Source organism: Chryseomicrobium aureum (assembly GCF_016909155.1).
Taxonomy (GTDB): Bacteria; Bacillota; Bacilli; order Bacillales_A; family Planococcaceae; genus Chryseomicrobium; species Chryseomicrobium aureum.
On sequence record NZ_JAFBFG010000002.1, the window covers coordinates 113,113 to 132,855 of the forward strand.

The following is a 19,743-nucleotide window of genomic DNA, read 5'->3' on the forward strand; positions in this document are numbered from 1 at the left end:
CATGCATGCTTTTTGGTATATAATCAAGTTTACATTCGTGCCTCTATAGAGTCTTGAAAGAATTCAAGAGCTGTATGGAGGGCTAATAGATCTTCCACTTTTGTCAGGGAACGACCCGTAATGTCTTCAATCCGCTTCAACCGATAAATCAAAGTGTTGGCGTGTATATGAAGTATTTCTGACGTAGCTTTCATTTGTTGGTTGGAGTGGAAATACACGCCAAGGGTTGCGATTAATTCTCCGTTTTTTTCACGATCATAGCGGATGAGCGGCCCTAATGTTTCTTCGATATAGCCTTCAATTTCAGCCTTTGGTGCTTGTAGCAATAACCTGTGTAGACCTAAATCATCGAAACGGATAGAGGTGTCTCGGAGGTCTCGTTTTTCTAGATACCTTAACGATTGATAAGCTTCTTGTGATGAATAGTATGCGCGTCTTAGATGAGCATGTGTTTTCCCAATTCCAACAACAACAGAACGATTTGTCAATGTCTTCAGCTCTCGTAACCACTTGCTCCAAATTAATTGTATCTCCTGAGAATCTTGTTCGCTTGTTAAATGAATAAGAACTTTCAACTCTCTACTATCCAGTGAGGTAAAGTGCGTAAAGCCTTGTAAGTATTTTGTTGCCTGTTGAATAACTTTTGGGTACATGATCACCCTCTCGATTGGCGCATCAAAACGAGCAATCGTAACAACAAATTCCCCCTCTACGGGTAGATGGAGTCTTTTGGCAAGTAAAGGTAGATCCTCTTTTAAAACACCAGAGAACAACTGTTCAGCAAATTCCCCACGCATCTGGAGTTGCGCATCTTCTATAGCTCTGCGTTTGATCAGTTCCATCGCAAGAATACTACTCGCGTGCTCAAGTGTGTTACTGTCGATTGCATCAAACGGTTCATTTTTTGCACAAATTAACCAACCAACAGATTCCAGTCGCGAACCTAAACGAAATGATGCAAGATGGTAATTTGTTTCCGCCACTTGAATTTGTTGGCGTAGATCCTGAGAGTATGCTTTTAAAATCGGCTCAAATTCAAGGGTGGATGGTGTAACAGAATACTCACCCTCTTCATTCACCACTGCACATACGATTCTTAACTTGTCCTCAATATAGTAGGTGATTTCTTCTAGTGACTTCCCGTTCAACACGAGCTCTGTTAACTCTCTATGAATAGTTGAAGCTCGTTGTAATGCATGATTTACGCGTTTTACATCTTTCATAGCTTGCTCTTGTTTTTGGTAGAGACGAGCATTCTCAAGAGTCAATGCGGCCTGTTGCGAAATAGCTTTTACTAGCTTTAAATCTTCGTCCGTGATTTCAACAGGTTGAAATGCATCTAATGTGATAACACCCAAACACTGACCTTTCACAAGTAGTGGAGCACAAATTGTGGAGTACGGCATTGTCGGCACGGATAGATGAAGATACTCTTTATTTTCAGGTGTCAATGTATTGGTCAGAGAAGTCACAGAGTCACGTCCCTGGTAGAGAACGATTTCTTTCCGAATGAAACATTGACCAGTCATAGATTCACCCGGTTTTAATGCTACTTTATCGATGATGGTTTTATCTAGAACGGTGGTCTTTTTAGCAATCAGCCGTTGTCGCTCTTCGTCAAATAAAAACAAGACGCCCCCATCAATCGCTTCCACTTGCGATACACATACTTGCAACAGAGACTCAATAATCGTATCGATATCTAGTGAACTGTTCATCACATTCGAAGCATAGAGAAGGGATTCGAGTTGGCGCTTTGATAAAGACTCGTTCATGATATTAACCTTCCAAGTAATCAAACGTCACTTGAATCAGAACATTTGCAGCGTCAACCATTGCACGCTCGTCAAAGTCAAATTTTGGATGGTGATGTGGGTAGGTTGCGCCTACATCAGGGTTTCCTGCTCCTGTGAAGAAGAATGCGCCTGGACGTTCTAATAAAAAGTAAGAGAAATCTTCTCCTCCCATGATAGGTTGCATCTGGACGACGTGCTCTGCTCCGACAACCTTAGTCGCTGCGTTGGCAACTAGATGTGCTTCCTTCTCATGGTTTACAACAGCTGGATACCCTTTAAAGAAATCAAATGAATAAGTGGCACCGCTTCCTTCACAGACACCTTTTATCACACGGTCCATCTCTTCGATGATCTGATCTTGAACTGCCGTATCGAATGTGCGAACTGTTCCACCAATCTCTGCGCTATCTGGAATGACGTTAAATGCGGACCCAGAATTGAACGTTGCTACAGTCAATACAGCTGGTTGCAACGGGTCGAGGCGGCGACTAACGATTGACTGGAACTGGCTAACGACTTGAGTAGCCAAATAGAGACTATCGATTGTTTCGTGAGGGGAAGCGCCGTGACCGCCGCGTCCATTGATTTTGATTGCAAATCGGTCCGCTGCAGCCATAGACGGACCAGGAGCCCATCCGATGTTACCGTGAGGAACCATTGACCAAAGGTGCATGCCGAATACTGCGTCAACCCCGTCGAGACATCCGGCATCTATCATTGGTTTCGCCCCACCCGGTGCCAATTCTTCAGCGAATTGATGAATAAGTACAACATTTCCTGTCAAAAGTTCACGATTTGTTTGTAACACTTTTGCTACTGCCAATAAAGTTGCCGTGTGCCCGTCGTGTCCACAAGCATGCATCTTTCCGGCGACCTTTGAGCGGTAAGGAACATCTTTCTCATCTTGAATAGCTAACGCATCGAAATCTGCCCGCAGTGCGACAGTCTTGCCGGGCTTTCCGCCATAAATTCTTCCAATGACACCACGCCCGCCAACACCGGTTTCCACTTCAACTCCCAGTTCAGTTAAATAGTTTGCAATGAATTTTGGGGTCTCTACTTCTTCAAAAGATAGTTCAGGGTTTTCATGAAGATGACGACGTATGGCCACCATCTCATCATATAAACCTTCGATTTGTGCAAATAGTTCGGATGTTGTAGACATTTTCTAACCTCCATGAATTTTACTACTTTTCATTATACACTGACAAATTCCAATATCTATGGATAGTTACACAAAGTAAGTAAAGTTTAGTTGTTCATTTACATAATGAATAGAATCTCATTTTGGATAAACACACATAGCTTTATCTGGATAAAGCGTTATAATGAAAACTATTAATTTTCTGAAAAGTTGGAGGAGAGTCTTATGGAAGTTACGAAGAAGCGCGGATTGTTATCGAGATTTTTAGATATCGTTGAAAAGGTTGGAAACAAACTGCCGGATCCAGTCACCCTGTTTATCTTATTTGCTTTAGCTATTTTAGTAGTCTCTCATTTTGCAGCGATGGCCGGCTTGTCTGTGGTAAACCCAGGGACAAACGAGGAAGTAAAAGCAATCAGCCTATTAACGAAAACCGGCTTTCAAGAGATTATGACGAAAATGGTATCAAACTTTGCGAGTTTCCCACCACTGGGTCTTGTGCTCGTAACCATGATTGGGGTCGGACTTGCCGAAGGTGTGGGTCTAATTTCTGCTCTTCTTCGTAAGGTCGTTCAAGCGGCACCTAAGAAGATGATTACGTTTGCCATTGTATTTGCAGGTGTACTTGCTAACATGGCGGGAGATGCTGGTTTTATCGTCTTACCGCCAATTGCAGCACTAGTATTCATGAGTGTGGGGCGACACCCGATTGCTGGGATGGCTGCTGCCTATGCAGCGGTTGCAGGTGGTTTCAGTGCCAATTTGATTGTCAATATGTTGGATGCCTTACTTGCAGGGTTTACACAAACAGCTGCTGAGATTGTGAATCCGGATATTGTCGTCAATCCGGCAATGAACTTTTACTTCTTGTTCGGATCTTGTTTCATCATCGTGCCACTCGCGATCTGGGTGACAGAAAAAATCGTCGAGCCACGTCTTCCGGAATACACAGGTCCGAAGCTTTCAATGGAGCCTTTGCAAGCTGTTGAAGTAAAAGGGCTAAAGCTTGCAGGTGTTGCAACACTTGTATTCCTTTCGTTAATTGCACTTACAATCGTTCCGGAAAATGGCTGGTTACGTGGAGAAGACGGAGGCATTGTCATTTCTCCGTTTATGAGTTCTTTAGTGCCTGTCATTATGGGGCTCTTCCTATTCCCGGCACTTGCTTACGGTTTCACTACAAAAGCTTTACGTAACGATAAAGATGTAGCGAACGAGATGGGGAAGGCGATGAGTTCGATGGGACTTTATATCATCATCGCGTTCTTTGCAGCACAGTTCATTGCTTATTTTAATTGGAGTAATCTCGGCATCATCATGGCAGTGAACGGAGCAGAACTTTTACAAGGGATTGGCTTTAAGGGGTTGCCGTTATTGATCGGTTTCATCTTGTTCTCCGCCTTCTTGAATCTTTTCATTGCATCGGCTTCAGCTAAATGGGCGATTGTGGGACCTGTCTTTGTCCCGATGTTTATGCTACTCGGCTATAGCCCGGCATTCACTCAACTTGCATATCGTATTGGTGATTCGATCACAAATCCGATTACGCCGATGTTTGCTTACTTTGCTATCTTGCTCGCACTCGCTAAACGCTATGATAAAAACTTGGGACTTGGGTCACTCATTTCCATCATGCTCCCGTACTCGATTGTCTTTGGGGTTGCGTGGATCGTATTCTTTGCGATTTGGTACTTCTTAGGACTACCATTAGGACCAGGAGCAGTTATTGAGTATCCGTTAGGAGGAGAATGATGTTTACATACGAACGTTTAGTGCAAAACTTGCAAGATGTTCCGACTTTCCCTGGGATTGATGCGCAAGAAATCGCTGACAAATTAAATGAACTTATGCAAATTGGTAGGACATCTGAAGGCGGGATGCACCGCTTTCCCTATACTGATACCGAAACACGAGCAAAAGCCGTATTTGTGCGTTGGATGCAAGAAGTAAAGTTACAAGTGCGGGAAGATGCAATCGGCAATCTTTATGGTCTGTATAAAGGGCAAGATTCAACGCTGCCTGTTGTCATGACGGGATCGCATTTAGACAGCGTACCTAACGGAGGAGCATTTGATGGTCCTCTTGGTTGTATCAGCAGTCTGCTTGCAATCAAAGCGATGCAGGAGCGAGGGATTCAGCCGAAGCGTGGAATTGAAGTCGTTGTCTTTGTGGATGAGGAAGGCGCGCGTTTCCGTAACGGAATTTTCGGGAGCCGTGTGTTGATGGGAGAAGTGACGTACCAAGACTTGCTACGTTTTTCCGATGATGAGGGAGTTGCGCTTGTCGATGCAATGCAAGAAAGTGGTTTTACTGCCGAAGATGTACAAAAGCATAAACGTCACCCTGAAGAAATCCATGCCTTTCTTGAACTCCATATCGAGCAGGGCGTGAAACTCGAAGCAACAGGTACAGATATAGGGGTCGTTGAAGGAATTGCTGGTCCTGCCTGGCTGACAGCAACATACAAAGGCAATACCGACCATGCTGGTAACACACCCATGGATGCAAGGAAAGATACGGTGCCTGCTGCAGCAGAACTTATTTTAGCTGTTGAAAAGTTCCCCCGTGAAATCAACGAAACAGCTGTAGCAACTGTGGGGAAACTGCATGTTCATCCGAACGGGTCGAACGTGATTGCAGGCGAGACGCAAGTAACGGTAGATGTGCGTGATATTTATGAGGATACACGTGCGGAGCTACTTTCTCGCATCCAACAAGCTGCATATGAAATTGCAGAACGACGTGGTTTAGAAGTTGTAGTGGAACAAGATGTGCAAATTCCTCCTGTGTTAGTGCCAGATCAAATCCAACAAGTGATTCGAGAAGCCGCCGAAAAGTGCGGCCTTTCTACCATGCCGCTTGTCAGTGGTGCCGGTCATGATGCCATGATTATGGGGAAGTATGTTCCGTCTGGCATGGTATTTGTGCCGAGTCACAATGGGAAAAGTCATTCACCAGATGAGTGGACGGAGTTATCGGATTGCGTGAAAGGTGTCGCCGTCATGACGGAGGCTCTGCTTGCTCTAGCTGAGAACTAAAACAAACCTGCTTTTCTCAAACAATGAGAAAGGCAGGTATTGTTGTTTCGTCTTGTTCAAACGATCATTCCGGATGTTCATGGAAATGTCTAAATAAAGTAACCATTTGTTCATATAAAATAATGAATTTGTCATGATACTACCGTCATACTAGTCATTACCCTATGGTAAGTTTAAAATCTTAAGTAAGGTGAAGAAGGAGTTATGTTTCATTTCCTTTAATAATTCCAGTGAAACTAGAAAGGAGAATAAGATGATTGAACGAAGTTATAAAATTACAAGTGTAGAAGGCCTTCATGCACGACCCGCTGCCACCTTGGTAGCAGCAGTGACACCATTTACCTCTGAAGTAAAGCTTGAATATCAAGAAAGACAAGTAAATATGAAATCGATTATGGGTCTTATGTCGTTAGGCATTTCAAAAGATAGCACGATCAAAATTATTGCCGACGGTTCTGACGAAGAAGATTTAATGGCTGTTGTAGATGCGTTAATGAAAACTGAAGGATTGGCTACAGGATGAAGTCTATTGCGGGCTTAGCAGCATCAAATGGAATTGCTATTGCCAAAGCACTTCGTATAGAAGACACTGCTTTACCTATCGAAAAAAAAGCTGTTACCAATACGGATAAAGAAATTAAGCGTTTCGAATCGGCTATTTTTGCTGCTGAAGACGAATTGAAAGAAATAAAAAAGCAGACACAACTTAAATTGGGGTCAGATACATCAGCAATTTTTACTGCGCATCTTTTAGTCTTGAAAGACCCTGAATTCATAGGTCCGATTAAAGAAAAAATTGGTAGGGGCTTAAATGCAGAATTTGCACTTCAAGAAACGACAAATAGGTTCATTGCCATGTTCGATGCTTTGGACAATGAGTACATAAGAGCAAGAACGGCAGATATTCGCGATGTCGCAAAACGAGTACTAACTCATCTAGTAGGTCTAACACTTCCTGATCTATCGCTCATTTCTGAAGAAGTGATTGTTATAGCGAACGATTTGTCTCCTTCTGAAACAGCCCTACTAAATCTTGATTTCGTTAAAGGTTTTGTTACCAATAGAGGCAGTCGGACTTCACATACTGCAATACTTGCTCGCACCCTTGAAATTCCAGCAGTAATTGGAACGAACACAGCAACTTCGACTATAGAGAACGGCCAAGTGGTTATTGTGGATGGAATAGAAGGAAGAGTTTATGTTAACCCCAGTGAAGAAATTATTTCTGCATATCGAGCTAAAAGTGCCGATCTAGAAGCCAATAAAGTAGAGATGACAAAGTATTTAAACAAACCTACTGTTACATTGGATGGACATCGAGTAGAGCTCGCTGCCAATATTGGAACCCCCGAAGATGTTAAAGGAGCAATTGAAAACGGTAGTGAAGGCATCGGTTTATACCGAACGGAATTTTTGTACATGGGACGAGATTCTTTTCCCAGTGAAGAAGAGCAATACGAAGCATATAAATCTGTGCTGGATTGTATGAAAAACAGACCTACAGTCATCCGTACTTTAGATTGTGGTGGAGATAAAGAACTTCCCTATTTTAAGCTTCCTGATGAAATGAATCCGTATTTAGGTCTTCGAGCAATACGACTTTCTTTAGAAATGCAAGATATGTTCCGAACACAACTCCGAGCACTTCTGCGGGCAAGTGTGCACGGTAATTTGAAAATAATGTTCCCCATGATTGCCACTCTTGACGAGTTTAGGAAGGCTAAAGCAATACTCATTCAAGAAAAAGAACAGCTTATTTCAAAAGGAATCGCGGTAAGTGAATCGATAGAAATAGGTATGATGGTGGAAGTGCCTTCAGCGGCTGTAATTGCAGATCATTTCGCTAAAGAGGCGGATTTCTTATCTATCGGTACAAATGATTTGATCCAGTATACACTTGCAGCGGATCGCATGAACGAAAGAGTCTCTTATTTATACCAACCTTATCATCCGGCAATTCTACGCTTAGTGAAAAATGTAATTGATGCTGCTCATCAGCAAGGTAAATGGGTAGGCATGTGTGGTCAAATGGCAGAAGATGACATAGCTATACCCATACTTCTAGCTCTCGGGCTCGATGAATTCTCAATGAGTGCTTCCTCAATTTTAAAAGCTCGTTCCCGGATTTCACAACTCTCAAAATCTAAGTGGGAAGGTCATTTGAGTCATATCATGTCTCTATCTACAGCTGAAGAAGTAGAACATTTTATGAAAGAGATTATAGGTAAGAGGAATTAAAAACTCAGTTCCAAGAGAAAGGAACTGAGTTTACTATAGTGCTAGTCACTATATATCTTTTTATATTTTTTAAGCCAAGGAGAAATTAACGAAGGGCAATTATGGCATCGTGAATTTCTTTTTCTAATTCCTCTTGGTATGTTTTATAGGTTGCTTCATCCCAGCCTAACAGATTTTTCATAAGCTCTAGAATGGATGCTTTGTGAAGTTGGACCCAATTGATATCGAAAAACAATCTTCCCGTGCGGCGAATAAAGAAATCTACAGGTTTCACGATCATTTCATTTTGCACGGCATAGACGACTTCGGAATAAACAGCGAGTGTCAAAGAACCGTCCATTTTCATCCCAGTTGCAGCATGTGCTATTTTGAAAATTTGATCTGCATTCGAGCCATAAAATGAGGCGAAATGACGGCCTTCATCCGGAGTTAACCCGAACTTAACTGCTTCAAGAGCCTTCTTTTCAACGAAGGAATGATAATTTTGAGAGCCCCCAAAATCCGCTCCAGAGATAGGTAAATGAATTGTTTTAGATTTTTTAAAGGTTTGTTTCGTTTCTGATTTTAAACGCTTAGAGACAAGGTCAACTACGTGCTCTGACATTTTTCTGTATCCTGTTAACTTGCCCCCAGCTATTGTGATTAGTCCACTTTCTTGCTCCCAAATTTCATCTTTACGCGATATTTCAGAGGGGTCTTTGCCTTCTTCAAATATAAGTGGACGAACGCCAGCCCAGCTCGATTCAACGTCATCAACCGTTACGTGAACTGTTGGGAACATATAATGAATGGCATCTAAAATATACTGACGGTCTTCAACAGTCATCTTAGGATTCGCAATATCATTATCTTTATCAAAAAGTGTATCTGTGGTGCCTACATAGGCTTTGCCGTCACGCGGTATGGCAAACATCATTCTACCATCTTGCGTATCAAAATAAATAGCTTGCTTTAAAGGGAAGACGGATTGGTCTACTACCAAGTGAACACCTTTAGTTAATCTCAATTGTTTTGAGTTTTTGGAGTAATCCAGGCTTCGGACTTCATCGACCCATGGGCCCGCTGCATTTACAACTCTTTTTCCTGAGAGGATATAGGGTGTACCAGATAATTGGTCCATCACTTCAATTCCAGTAATCTTTTTTTGATCATAGATAAAGCGTTGTGCTTTCACGTAATTGACTATGTCTGCTCCGTATTCCACAGCTTTTTTTATGACTTCAAGGGTCAATCGTGCATCATCGGTACGATATTCTACATAATACCCAGCTCCGCGTAATCCATCTTTTTTTACTAAAGGTTCATGAGCTAGCGTTTCCTGAGCAGAAAGCATCTTGCGTCGCTCCTTCTTTTTGACGCCAGCTAAATAGTCATAAACACGCAAACCAAAGGATGTGCTTACCTTTCCGAATGTTCCACCTTTATGGATAGGTAAAAGCATCCATTCTGGTGTCGTAACATGAGGTCCGTTTTCGTAGACGATTTCCCGCTCTTTCCCGACCTCAGCCACCATTTTCACTTCGAATTGTTTTAAATAACGCAGTCCACCATGGACAAGTTTGGTAGATCGACTAGATGTTCCACCTGCAAAATCTTGCATCTCAACAACAGCAACTTTCATTCCTCTTGTTACAGCGTCAAGAGCAATACCGGCCCCAGTAATCCCTCCGCCAATGACAATTAAATCGTATTCCTGTTGGCTCATCTTGTTTACTTGCGCGTCTCTATTTAGACTCGAAAAATTTTGTATCACTTTACTTCCGCCTTTCAGTTTTAGTGTATGTGGTTCTCTAAATAAACGAATTTTTTAGATAAAAAAAAGAGAGGCTGAATCACATTATGATGCATGCATCATAATGAATTCAGGCCTCTCTCATTCTGTACCCATTTATTAACTTAAGTAAATTCTATCATAAATTCGTATTATTTAAAAGCCATAGCTGCTGTCACAGCTTTTTTCCAACCCGAGTAGAGGTCTGTGCGAAGCTCTTCAGACATTTTGGCCTCGAAATTGTTATCCACTTTCCACATGTCTGCAATTTCATCACGGCTCTTCCAAAAACCAACAGCAAGTCCTGCTAAATAGGCTGCGCCTAAAGCAGTAGTTTCCCCAATTACTGGACGCTCAACAGTTACGTCTAGGAGATCACTTTGGAATTGCATGAGAAAATCATTGTGAATAGCTCCACCATCGACGCGTAACTTTTTAAGCTGGATACCTGAATCTTTCTCCATTGCATTCAGTACATCTTTTGTTTGATAGGCTATGGATTCAAGTGTCGCCCGAATAAAATGTTCTTTTGTTGTACCTCTTGTTAATCCAAACACTGCACCTCGGACTTCACTATCCCAATACGGTGTTCCAAGACCTACAAAAGCAGGTACAACGTAAACTCCGTCAGTTGAATCAACACGTTTTGCATAGTCTTCAGTAGATTGAGCATCTTTGATCATTCTCATTCCATCTCGAAGCCATTGAACGGCACTTCCCGCAATGAAAATACTGCCTTCTAATGCATATTCTACTTTTCCATCAATGCCCCATGCGAGAGTAGTTAACAAGCCATGAGATGAAGAAACGGCTTTTTCACCAGTGTTCATTAACATAAAGCATCCTGTACCGTAGGTGTTTTTACCCATACCTTCTGAATAACAAGCCTGTCCAAATAATGAAGCTTGCTGATCACCCGCAGCACCTGCAATTGGAATTTCATGTCCAAAGAAGTGATAATCTACTGTTTTCGCATAAATTTCAGATGAGGATTTCACTTCAGGTAACATCGAATTTGGTACTCCTAAAATATCAAGCAGCTCTTGATCCCATTCTAAATCATGAATATTGTACATCAGTGTTCGGGACGCATTCGAGTAATCTGTAATATGCGCTTTTCCTCCTGAGAGCTTCCAAATCAACCAAGAATCAATGGTACCAAAAAGTAATTTACCTTCGTCTGCTTTTTCTCTTGCCCCTTCAACGTTATCTAGAATCCATTTTACTTTTGTACCTGAAAAGTAAGCGTCAATTAGCAAACCTGTTTTGCGACGAAACAAATCATTATGACCTTGTGCTTTTAACTCTTCACAAATATCAGCAGTTTGTCGAGATTGCCATACGATAGCATTATAGACGGGTAAGCCAGTTTCTTTATCCCATACTACGGTTGTCTCTCGTTGATTTGTAATACCTATTCCTGCGATTTGGTCCGGTTTCACTCCAGATTCAGATAAAACAGTGGCAATTACAGCCAAAATAGATCCCCAAATTTCGCTTGCATTATGCTCGACCCAACCTGGCTTGGGGAAAATCTGTGTAAATTCTCTTTGGCTGATTTTTACGATTTCACCTTTTATATTAAATAAGACTGCTCTTGAACTCGTCGTTCCTTGATCTAGTGATAAGATATATTTTTCCATTTTATAATCTCCTCTAAGCAACTGCTTTTTTGGTATTTTCATTTTGAGATTCTCGCTTGCCTAGTAGTAATAGAGCTAGTAAGCAAAGGACTGTTGTACCTAAAACAATCCAGAACCAAATTGTGACGTCATTTGTAAAGAACGCCTTGTAAAATACTCCTGCCAATGACCCTCCGAGGACTGGACCTAGTACAGGAACCCAAGCGTATCCCCAATTTGATTTTCCTTTGCCTGCAATCGGTAAGAGAAAGTGAGCAATTCTTGGTCCAAGGTCACGAGCTGGATTGATGGCATACCCAGTCGTTCCACCTAAAGAAAGTCCTAATGCTACTATGAGCATCCCCACAATAAATGGATTCAAGCCTTCTGTAAATTCATTTGCCCCAATTGCTAAAATGCTAAGAACTAACACAAAAGTACCAATGAGTTCACTTAATACATTGGAGAAATAGTGAGGGATGGCAGGGCTAGTTGAGAATACTCCCAACTTGGTTGCCGGATCTTCTGTCGCTTTCCAATGCGGTAAAAAGTGTAGCCATACAATTGTTGCACCTATGAAAGCGCCAATCATTTGAGCCGAGATATATAATGGGATTTTCGCCCAAGCGAAATCTCCGTTAAAGGCTAATCCAAGTGTTACTGCAGGATTTAAATGAGCTCCACTAAATTGTCCGACTGCATAAATTGCCATAGCGACTCCAAGACCCCATCCAAACGAGATGACGATCCATCCACTATTCCGTGCAAACGATTTGTTTAAATTTACATTTGCACAAACCCCTGCTCCAAAGATAATCAAAATAGCTGTACCGATTAATTCTGCCAAAAATTCACTCATATACATTGCTCCCTCTCTTGGTAAATGTTGGTTTTTATAAAATAAAAAGACCCATAGATAGGTTCCACAATTCATGTATTGTGGAAGCACCTGTGGGTCTCTTGATTCTCTACACTGAATATTAACTTGTGACTAACATATCAAACAATGAAAGCGGTGTCAACGGGTAGCCATACTATTCTGTTTTCAAGAGAAGGCCGTCCATAAAGCAATAGAAGAGGTCGTGATCGCAATGGCGCCAGCTCGGAGTGCTTCTTCAACTTCTTGCTCTGTTTCGATTAAGCCACCTGCGATTATAGGTTTACCAGTTGTAATCCCTACACGTTCAATTACTTTAGGAACAACACCTGGTAAAAGTTCAATATAATCAGGATCTGATTTATTAATCAATTGAACGCTTCGATCTAAAGCATTTGAGTCAATAACAAAGGTACGATGGATAGCCTTGACATTCAGTTGCCTAGCTTTTTTGATAACACTACTTTTTGTTGAGATAATTCCGTATGGTTTGATCACTTGACACACATACTCAGTCGCAAATTCATCGTTTGACAAGCCCTGAATCAAATCCATATGAAGAAACATTTTTTTGTTTTTAGACCTTGCATAATCGAAAGCGCTTTTTAACATCCCTACATGTAAATTCAAAAACACACCGTAACGAAAAGAATAGGTCAGCATTTTGTCAAAGTCTTTCATAGATTGGATAGCAGGTAAAATTTTTTGTCCTTCAAACGGCATATCGCGACACCAGCCCTTTCGTATGAGAAAACTACTATCTTTGGATTGATTATACACCGAATCAATGAATCTACGGTTGAATGAAACGATTAAGAGGATGCAGTTGGTAGGGAAGCCTTGCGCTTCCAACTAATCGATAACATCAACGTTGCAAGCAACACGACCAAACCGAGCATGAAGGGATACTTCATGTCAATATCATACACAGCGCCTGCAAGTAGCGGTCCTAAAATATTCCCGATACTCATATACGAGTTGTTCAGACCCATCGCAAGGCCTTGCTCTTTTCCAGCCATCTTAGAAATCATCGTCGTCAAGACTGGACGAAGTAGAGACGTTGCTAGGAATACAAGTAACGTAATTCCGAAGAACATCGCAAAACTCGTCGCGATAAGGGATAGGAAGAAACCAAGAGCCGCGATTGCTAAGAAGACGATCAATAGCACAGGCTCTCCGAAACGTCGTACCAAATAGTCGACAACAAATAATTGAATGACAACACTGACAGCTCCTGTGGCTGTAATCATCCAAGCAATTTGTTGGGCAGTCGCACCAAACGCCGCATCGACATACAAACCTAAGACCGTTTCATACGCAATCAGACCGAAGCTCATCACCATAATAATAATCAGTGGAATGAAGTACGGCTTTTTAGGAGATTGCAGCACGTCATCCAGTAAAGAAGACTGTGGACGCGTCATCACGTCGCCTTCTGGTTGACTTTCTTGCAAAGTGAAGTAGGAAATTACAACCGCCAGTAGTCCGACGATTGCAGAAACTAATAGCGGTGTCTTTGTTCCATATTCCGCTAAAAATCCACCAATACCAGGACCTACAACGATACCTAAAGACATCGAGGCAGAGATAAAGCTGTTGCCTTTTGCACGTTGATCCATCGTTGTGATATCCGCTACGTACGCGAAAATTGCAGGGATACAGAACGCGGCTCCTACCCCACCAATGAAGCGGGATATGTACACAAATAGAATACTTGGTGCGAGGTAGAACAATAACATAGAGAATCCTAAACCAAAGAGGCCGAGAATAATCATTTTGCGACGACCATATTGGTCCGTCCAACGTCCGCCGATTGGCGAGAAAATCAATTGAGCACCTGCAAACAAGGCGATAATCATCCCGGCTGCAGTGCCTCCTTCACCTAGTTCACGAAGGTATTCAGGTAAAATCGGAAGGATCAATCCAAAGCTTCCGACGGCAATGAACATGTTGAGCATCAAAATTGCTAATTTTTTCTTTTGATCTTTTGTCATCTTTTTTTCTCACTTTCTTTTCAGTACTCACCTATTATACGGACTCAAAAATAAAATAGCGAACTGAAACGCTTCGTTTTACGAAAAAAGAATGTTGGCAGAATTCAAAAAGAGGTCTAGTATGAAAGCAGAGGGGGGGAGCGAGTTATGGCGTATTTTACATTGCTATTCTTTCAAATCATCGTCCCAATCCTTATCTTGCTTGGATTAGGTGCACTCTTACAAGTGAAATTTAAATTCCGTTTAAAAGCTTTGTCGCATCTTGTGACCTATTGTTTTATGCCGGCAGCTGTATTCATTAATTTATATGAAACAGTGATTTCACTTTCTGTTTTGTCGCAAGTTATCGTTTTTATCGTACTTTTTATTTTGTCTCAAATGGCTCTTGGGTCGCTTGGGGCCAAATTGCTGGAATTGCCACGGGAAGAAAGTGCAGTATTTAAAAATAGTATTGTACTGATTAACTCTGGAAATTACGGATTACCGGTTGCGCAACTTTTGTTTGTGGCCAATCCTGTAGGTGTAGCTATTCAAGTTATTATGGTTATTTTGCAAAATATCACTACTTATACATATGGACTCTATAATTTGATTTCTACTACAAAATCCGGTGCTGCCATTGTAAAAGAAGTGCTAAAGATGCCGATTGTGTTAGCACTTGTTTTAGGTGCACTTTTAAATATTTTCGCACTCCCCATACCTACACCCATTCGAATTCCAATTGATTATGTAGCAGATGGGTTTGTTGCGGTTGCTTTGATTACACTCGGTGCTCAATTATCGACCATCGAAGTGAAGTCGATCATCAATAAGACAGTCTTTCTCAGCAGCTTTTTCCGGTTATTCATGGGACCAGTCATTGCCTTCTGTTTGATTCTTGCTCTAGGGCTAGACGGTGTAATTGCGCAGTCGTTACTGATTGCAAGTGCGTTTCCGACATCTCGTAATAGCGCTAGCCTGGCATTAGAATATGATGTGGATGCGGATACAGCAGCACAGACGGTATTATTTTCAACAATTGTGAGCGCGTTGACGGTCACGGTTGTCATTTATGTATCTACTATTTTATTTGGTTAGGACGTGTACGAGTTGGCACAAGAATCTTCACCTAAGATTATTTTTCCTCTGTTTATTTCAATCGTGGCGATTTCATTCGCTGCCATTTTCGTAAAATGGTCGGATGCACCTGCAACGATTTTGAGTATGTACCGAATGTTGCTTGCGACTTTGTTTTTGCTTCCGGTTGTTTGGGTGCGACGTGCTGAATTCAAACACGTAACAGCTAGAGAATGGCGACTTCTCGCGTTTTCTGGCGTGTTTCTCGCCCTTCATTTTGCGTTATGGTTCGGTTCGTTGAAACTGACTACCGTGGCAAGTTCGACTATCATTCTTGCTCTACAACCGATTGTGTCATTGATTGGTGGATTTATTGTGTTCCGTGAACGGACGACGCGAGCAGCCTTGGTCACGATGGGAGTTGCAGTCGTGGGAGCCGTAATGATTGGATGGGGAGATTTCGGACTCAGTTCTGCTGCGATTTTAGGAGATATTCTTTCCTTCTTAAGTGTCATCGCAGTCGTTGGATATTTGCTGATTGGGCAGAGTGCAGTAAAAAAAGTCTCACACTGGATTTATAGTTTTTCCGTTTTTGGGTTTGCAGGGATTGCACTGGTTTTGTATAACTTGATTGCCGGTGTACAGTTTACGGGATATTCTGGTCAAGAGTGGGGAATTTTTGTTCTGCTGGCGGTTGTACCGACAATTTCGCATATGATCAACAACTGGTTATTGAACTATGTCAACGCTACAACGATTTCGATGAGTATCCTCGGAGAACCGGTTGGGGCTACATTACTTGCTGTTTGGCTTCTAGGAGAACGTTTAACAGGTTGGCAACTGGTTGGTGGGGTCCTTGTTCTCGCTGGAGTATTTTTGTTCTTATTGCAGCAGATGCGGCGAAAACCGAAAGTTATAAAGCAATGAGTTTCAGGCATACTTATGTATGCTCTTTTTATTATCTGAAAATTCTTGACAATGAAAGCGTGAATAGATTATGATGGCGGTAATTTGATGGGGGAGAAAAACATGGTTTCTTCAAAAGATGTGGCGAAGTTTGCTGGTGTTTCTCAAACGACCGTTTCACGTGTTTTAAATACACCGGAATCAGTGAAAGAAAAGACTCGTAAAAAAGTAATTGAGGCAATTGAAGCACTGAATTATCATCCGAATTCAATCGCACGATCCCTTGTCAGCAATTCTACAAAATCTATTGCTCTTGTATCTGGCCCTCTACATAATCCATTTTTCGCGGATTCTGTCACAGCCATTATCCGATTTGCGAGACAGCGTGGGTATCAAGTAGCTGTTCAATTTGAAGACTTTGGAAGCAATGAAAGAGTATTTGAGAGTCTCGCCCAATCCAAAGTGGATGGCATGATCTTATCGTCTATTTATTTGGATGATCCGATACATTCGAGATTATCTCGATTCAATGTACCATTTGTCTATTTTAATCGGAAACCGCATGAAGAGAGTCATTATATTGAAATTGACAATGAACAGGCGGGTAGGCTTGGCGCCGAACATTTGCTAGCACTCGGACATACAAACATTGCCTGGATAGGGGGACCGCTCACAATGAGCACGTTTGCCGGCCGATTTAAAGGGTTCCAACAAATGATGATAGAGAATGGATACGTCCCCAACGAAAAATGGATAGTGGAGACGGATACGAGCGCGGAAGCAATTCGTGAACGGGTTTTGCAACTGCTTGAGCAATCGGAGAGACCGAGTGCACTATTTGCTGCGACAGATTCCATTGCGATTTATGCGTTGGATGTGTTGCAAGAGCTTGGCTACCGAATTCCAGAAGATATTAGCGTGATGGGTATCGACAATGTGACATGGAGCCGACATGCATCTTTCAATTTAACGACAGTCTCTGCGCAGTCCACCAGCAATCTAGGAGAGCTTGGCATTGAAGCGTTGTTTCAATTAATGGAAAAAACACAAACAAGGTGGATTCAAAAAACATTGCCCGTTCAATTGATTGAGCGTGGGACGACAACAACTTTCACAAAAAGCGATAACATAAAATGAAATCGCTTTCAGTAAAATGAATACGTAACCATTTTAAGGGGGTGGGGCTATCGAGCACTATCAATTAGAACCGTTTGTTGCTTCTTTCACGGGATAAAAAGGAGGAAATCAGAGTGGCACATATTATTCAACCGCAAAAAAAGTTATATGTAATGGACAATGGCCGGATGCGCATGGACAAGAACTGGATGATTGCGATGCACAACCCGGCAACGATTACGAATCCTACTGCACCCACTGAGTTTGTTGAATTCCCTGTCTACACCGTACTGATTGATCACCCCGAAGGAAAAATACTATTTGATACCGCTTGTAACCCAAACTCGATGGGACCTGAAGGACGCTGGGGTCAAGCGACGCAACAAATGTTTCCGATTGATATGCCGGAAGCCTGTTACTTACACAACCGCTTAGGAGAACTTGGTGTGCACCCAAAAGATATCAAATACGTAGTCGCATCACATTTGCACCTGGATCATGCAGGATGCTTAGAATTGTTCACAAACGCACAGATTATCGTCCATGAAGATGAGTTCAACGGCACACTTCAAACATACGCGCGCAATCAAAAAGAAGGTGCTTATGTGTGGGGGGATATTGATGCGTGGATTAAAAACAATCTTCAATGGAACACAATTAAACGCTCCGAAGACCGTTTACAACTACTTCCGGGAGTAGAGGTCCTAAACTTCGGAAGCGGCCATGCTTGGGGCATGTTAGGTCTCCGCATTGATATGCCTGAGACAGGGGGCATCATTTTGGCGTCAGATGCCATTTACACCGCAGAGAGCTTTGGCCCACCTGTCAAACCACCGGGTATACTCTATGATTCGGTTGGCTACAATGCGACTGTTGAACGGATTCGCAAGTTAGCAAAAGAAACCAATTCACAAGTGTGGTTCGGCCATGATGCCAATCAATTTGCTAATTTTAGAAAATCCACAGAAGGTTACTACGAGTAAGGAGAGATTGGATGAGTTATTCGCAGTTGGTATTTGCACCACTTAGTTTCACAGGTTGGGGATCACTTGAAGAACTTGTTCCACAGGTCGAGAAATTCAATCCAAAACGAATTTTGGTCATCACAGACCCTATGCTCGAAAAACTCGGATTGACAGCACGTGCAACAGAACCACTTCGTGAAAAAGGGTGGGAAGTCGAAGTTTCTACTGATGTTGAACCTGAACCACCTCTTGCTCTTGGAGAACGACTCGTGAAGTTCACTCGAGAAGGAAACTTCGACCTAGTCGTAGGTTTTGGTGGAGGCAGTGCACTGGACTTAGCGAAGCTCGCTGCAGTCCTTGCGAAGAATGAAGGTGACGTTGCAGATTACTTAAATCTGACAGCGACTCGTTCCATCACCGAAAAAGGACTACCGAAAATTTTAATTCCAACAACGGCTGGCACAGGTTCAGAGGTCACTAATATTTCAGTATTGTCTCTTGATTCTTCAAAAGACGTAATTGCACATGAAGCGTTGATTGCCGACGTCGCCATAGTCGATCCAGCACTAACTGTCACGGTACCGCCTCGCGTCACTGCGGCTACAGGTGTCGATGCTTTAACGCACGCTATTGAAGCCTATGTATCTGTCAACGCTTCTCCTACGTCCGATGCACTAGCTCTACACGCGATCCGGTTGATGAGCCGCTCAATTCGTAAAGCGGTGCATGATGGAGAAAACAAAGAGGCGCGCACCGCAATGAGTCATGGCAGTTACATTGCAGGGCTTGCATTCTTCAATGCAGGGGTCGCGGGTGTCCACGCACTTGCGTATCCACTTGGTGGTCAATTCCACATTCCACACGGAGAATCGAATGCGGTCTTGCTTCCATACGTTATGAACTATATCCGGAAGTCGTCAGAGAAGCGGATGCGTGATATTTTCGAAGCGTTAGGCGGCAATGCCGCGCTAATGAGTGATGAAGAAGCCTCGTATGCTTGTGTGGACGAACTCGTACGACTCGTAAAAGACGTTGGTATTCCGCATACATTACAAGAGTTTGATATTCCAGAATCCGCCATTGAGTCTTTGACGAAAGATGGGGTCAAACAAAAACGGATTCTCGCGAGAAGTCCACTTCCACTTCTTGAAGAGGATATCCGTAACGTTTACCGAGCTGCTTACAGTGGTAAACTTACAGAACCAACATAAAAAAGGAGT

16 protein-coding genes are annotated in these 19,743 nt (G+C 42.4%); 9 read left to right on the top strand and 7 right to left on the bottom strand.

Annotation, left to right across the window (positions count from 1 at the left end):
- Positions 1–29: 29 nt before the first annotated feature.
- Positions 30–1,775 carry a helix-turn-helix domain-containing protein gene (locus tag JOD03_RS03830; protein ID WP_204589508.1) on the bottom strand — a complete coding sequence of 582 codons (1,746 nt, stop codon included), beginning with the start codon at positions 1,773–1,775 and terminating at the stop codon, positions 30–32.
- A 4-nt stretch (positions 1,776–1,779) separates the two neighbouring features.
- Positions 1,780–2,961, bottom strand: a complete 1,182-nt coding sequence (locus JOD03_RS03835) for a M20 family metallopeptidase (RefSeq protein WP_204589509.1) — start codon at positions 2,959–2,961, stop codon at positions 1,780–1,782.
- 204 nt (positions 2,962–3,165) lie between these two features.
- Between JOD03_RS03835 and JOD03_RS03840 the strand changes: the two genes are divergently transcribed.
- From JOD03_RS03840 to ptsP, 4 genes are all read left to right on the top strand, one after another.
- Positions 3,166–4,692, top strand: coding sequence for an AbgT family transporter (locus JOD03_RS03840; RefSeq protein ID WP_204589510.1), 1,527 nt, complete (start codon positions 3,166–3,168; stop codon positions 4,690–4,692).
- Complete coding sequence (locus JOD03_RS03845; protein ID WP_239584816.1) at positions 4,692–5,978, top strand: Zn-dependent hydrolase; 1,287 nt, start codon at positions 4,692–4,694, stop codon at positions 5,976–5,978. The genes JOD03_RS03840 and JOD03_RS03845 overlap by 1 nt, the downstream gene beginning before the upstream one ends.
- A 253-nt stretch (positions 5,979–6,231) precedes the next feature.
- Complete coding sequence (locus tag JOD03_RS03850) at positions 6,232–6,501, top strand: HPr family phosphocarrier protein (protein ID WP_204589512.1); 270 nt, start codon at positions 6,232–6,234, stop codon at positions 6,499–6,501.
- Positions 6,498–8,216 (top strand): phosphoenolpyruvate--protein phosphotransferase, encoded by a 1,719-nt coding sequence (gene ptsP, locus JOD03_RS03855; protein WP_204589513.1) that lies wholly within the window; start codon positions 6,498–6,500, stop codon positions 8,214–8,216. Before JOD03_RS03850 ends, ptsP begins: the two co-directional genes overlap by 4 nt.
- 85 nt (positions 8,217–8,301) lie before the next feature.
- Here the strand turns inward: ptsP and JOD03_RS03860 are convergent, their stop codons facing one another.
- From JOD03_RS03860 to JOD03_RS03880, 5 genes are all read right to left on the bottom strand, one after another.
- Positions 8,302–9,921, bottom strand: a complete 1,620-nt coding sequence (locus JOD03_RS03860; protein WP_204589580.1) for a glycerol-3-phosphate dehydrogenase/oxidase — start codon at positions 9,919–9,921, stop codon at positions 8,302–8,304.
- Positions 9,922–10,139: 218 nt separating this feature from the next.
- Positions 10,140–11,630: a glycerol kinase GlpK gene (gene glpK, locus JOD03_RS03865; protein WP_204589514.1), complete on the bottom strand. Its 1,491-nt coding sequence runs from the start codon at positions 11,628–11,630 to the stop codon at positions 10,140–10,142.
- Between the two features lie 13 nt (positions 11,631–11,643).
- Positions 11,644–12,468 carry an MIP/aquaporin family protein gene (locus JOD03_RS03870; protein WP_204589515.1) on the bottom strand — a complete coding sequence of 275 codons (825 nt, stop codon included), beginning with the start codon at positions 12,466–12,468 and terminating at the stop codon, positions 11,644–11,646.
- 186 nt (positions 12,469–12,654) lie between these two features.
- Positions 12,655–13,209, bottom strand: coding sequence for a glycerol-3-phosphate responsive antiterminator (locus JOD03_RS03875; RefSeq protein ID WP_204589516.1), 555 nt, complete (start codon positions 13,207–13,209; stop codon positions 12,655–12,657).
- Positions 13,210–13,298: 89 nt separating this feature from the next.
- Positions 13,299–14,480 carry an MFS transporter gene (locus tag JOD03_RS03880; protein ID WP_204589517.1) on the bottom strand — a complete coding sequence of 394 codons (1,182 nt, stop codon included), beginning with the start codon at positions 14,478–14,480 and terminating at the stop codon, positions 13,299–13,301.
- A 147-nt stretch (positions 14,481–14,627) separates the two neighbouring features.
- Here JOD03_RS03880 and JOD03_RS03885 point away from each other — a divergent pair, with 147 nt between their 5' ends.
- From JOD03_RS03885 to JOD03_RS03905, 5 genes are all read left to right on the top strand, one after another.
- Complete coding sequence (locus tag JOD03_RS03885; protein WP_204589518.1) at positions 14,628–15,557, top strand: AEC family transporter; 930 nt, start codon at positions 14,628–14,630, stop codon at positions 15,555–15,557.
- A 12-nt stretch (positions 15,558–15,569) separates the two neighbouring features.
- Positions 15,570–16,463: a DMT family transporter gene (locus tag JOD03_RS03890; protein WP_239584817.1), complete on the top strand. Its 894-nt coding sequence runs from the start codon at positions 15,570–15,572 to the stop codon at positions 16,461–16,463.
- A 102-nt stretch (positions 16,464–16,565) separates the two neighbouring features.
- A complete protein-coding gene (locus JOD03_RS03895; RefSeq protein WP_204589520.1) occupies positions 16,566–17,579 on the top strand; it encodes a LacI family DNA-binding transcriptional regulator in 1,014 nt (337 codons plus the stop codon).
- Positions 17,580–17,692: 113 nt separating this feature from the next.
- Positions 17,693–18,541, top strand: coding sequence for an AhlS family quorum-quenching N-acyl homoserine lactonase (ahlS, locus tag JOD03_RS03900; RefSeq protein WP_204589521.1), 849 nt, complete (start codon positions 17,693–17,695; stop codon positions 18,539–18,541).
- An 11-nt stretch (positions 18,542–18,552) separates the two neighbouring features.
- Positions 18,553–19,734, top strand: coding sequence for an iron-containing alcohol dehydrogenase (locus tag JOD03_RS03905; protein WP_204589522.1), 1,182 nt, complete (start codon positions 18,553–18,555; stop codon positions 19,732–19,734).
- Positions 19,735–19,743: the final 9 nt, after the last annotated feature.

What these genes read in the sequence shown, in the direction of transcription:
- JOD03_RS03830 (WP_204589508.1), bottom strand. Translation starts at nt 1,775, where the DNA reads ATGAACGAGTCTTTATCAAAGCGCCAACTCGAATCCCTTCTCTATGCT.
- JOD03_RS03835 (WP_204589509.1), bottom strand. Translation starts at nt 2,961, where the DNA reads ATGTCTACAACATCCGAACTATTTGCACAAATCGAAGGTTTATATGAT.
- JOD03_RS03840 (WP_204589510.1), top strand. Translation starts at nt 3,166, where the DNA reads ATGGAAGTTACGAAGAAGCGCGGATTGTTATCGAGATTTTTAGATATC.
- JOD03_RS03845 (WP_239584816.1), top strand. Translation starts at nt 4,692, where the DNA reads ATGTTTACATACGAACGTTTAGTGCAAAACTTGCAAGATGTTCCGACT.
- JOD03_RS03850 (WP_204589512.1), top strand. Translation starts at nt 6,232, where the DNA reads ATGATTGAACGAAGTTATAAAATTACAAGTGTAGAAGGCCTTCATGCA.
- ptsP (WP_204589513.1), top strand. Translation starts at nt 6,498, where the DNA reads ATGAAGTCTATTGCGGGCTTAGCAGCATCAAATGGAATTGCTATTGCC.
- JOD03_RS03860 (WP_204589580.1), bottom strand. Translation starts at nt 9,921, where the DNA reads ATGAGCCAACAGGAATACGATTTAATTGTCATTGGCGGAGGGATTACT.
- glpK (WP_204589514.1), bottom strand. Translation starts at nt 11,630, where the DNA reads ATGGAAAAATATATCTTATCACTAGATCAAGGAACGACGAGTTCAAGA.
- JOD03_RS03870 (WP_204589515.1), bottom strand. Translation starts at nt 12,468, where the DNA reads ATGAGTGAATTTTTGGCAGAATTAATCGGTACAGCTATTTTGATTATC.
- JOD03_RS03875 (WP_204589516.1), bottom strand. Translation starts at nt 13,209, where the DNA reads ATGCCGTTTGAAGGACAAAAAATTTTACCTGCTATCCAATCTATGAAA.
- JOD03_RS03880 (WP_204589517.1), bottom strand. Translation starts at nt 14,480, where the DNA reads ATGACAAAAGATCAAAAGAAAAAATTAGCAATTTTGATGCTCAACATG.
- JOD03_RS03885 (WP_204589518.1), top strand. Translation starts at nt 14,628, where the DNA reads ATGGCGTATTTTACATTGCTATTCTTTCAAATCATCGTCCCAATCCTT.
- JOD03_RS03895 (WP_204589520.1), top strand. Translation starts at nt 16,566, where the DNA reads ATGGTTTCTTCAAAAGATGTGGCGAAGTTTGCTGGTGTTTCTCAAACG.
- JOD03_RS03905 (WP_204589522.1), top strand. Translation starts at nt 18,553, where the DNA reads ATGAGTTATTCGCAGTTGGTATTTGCACCACTTAGTTTCACAGGTTGG.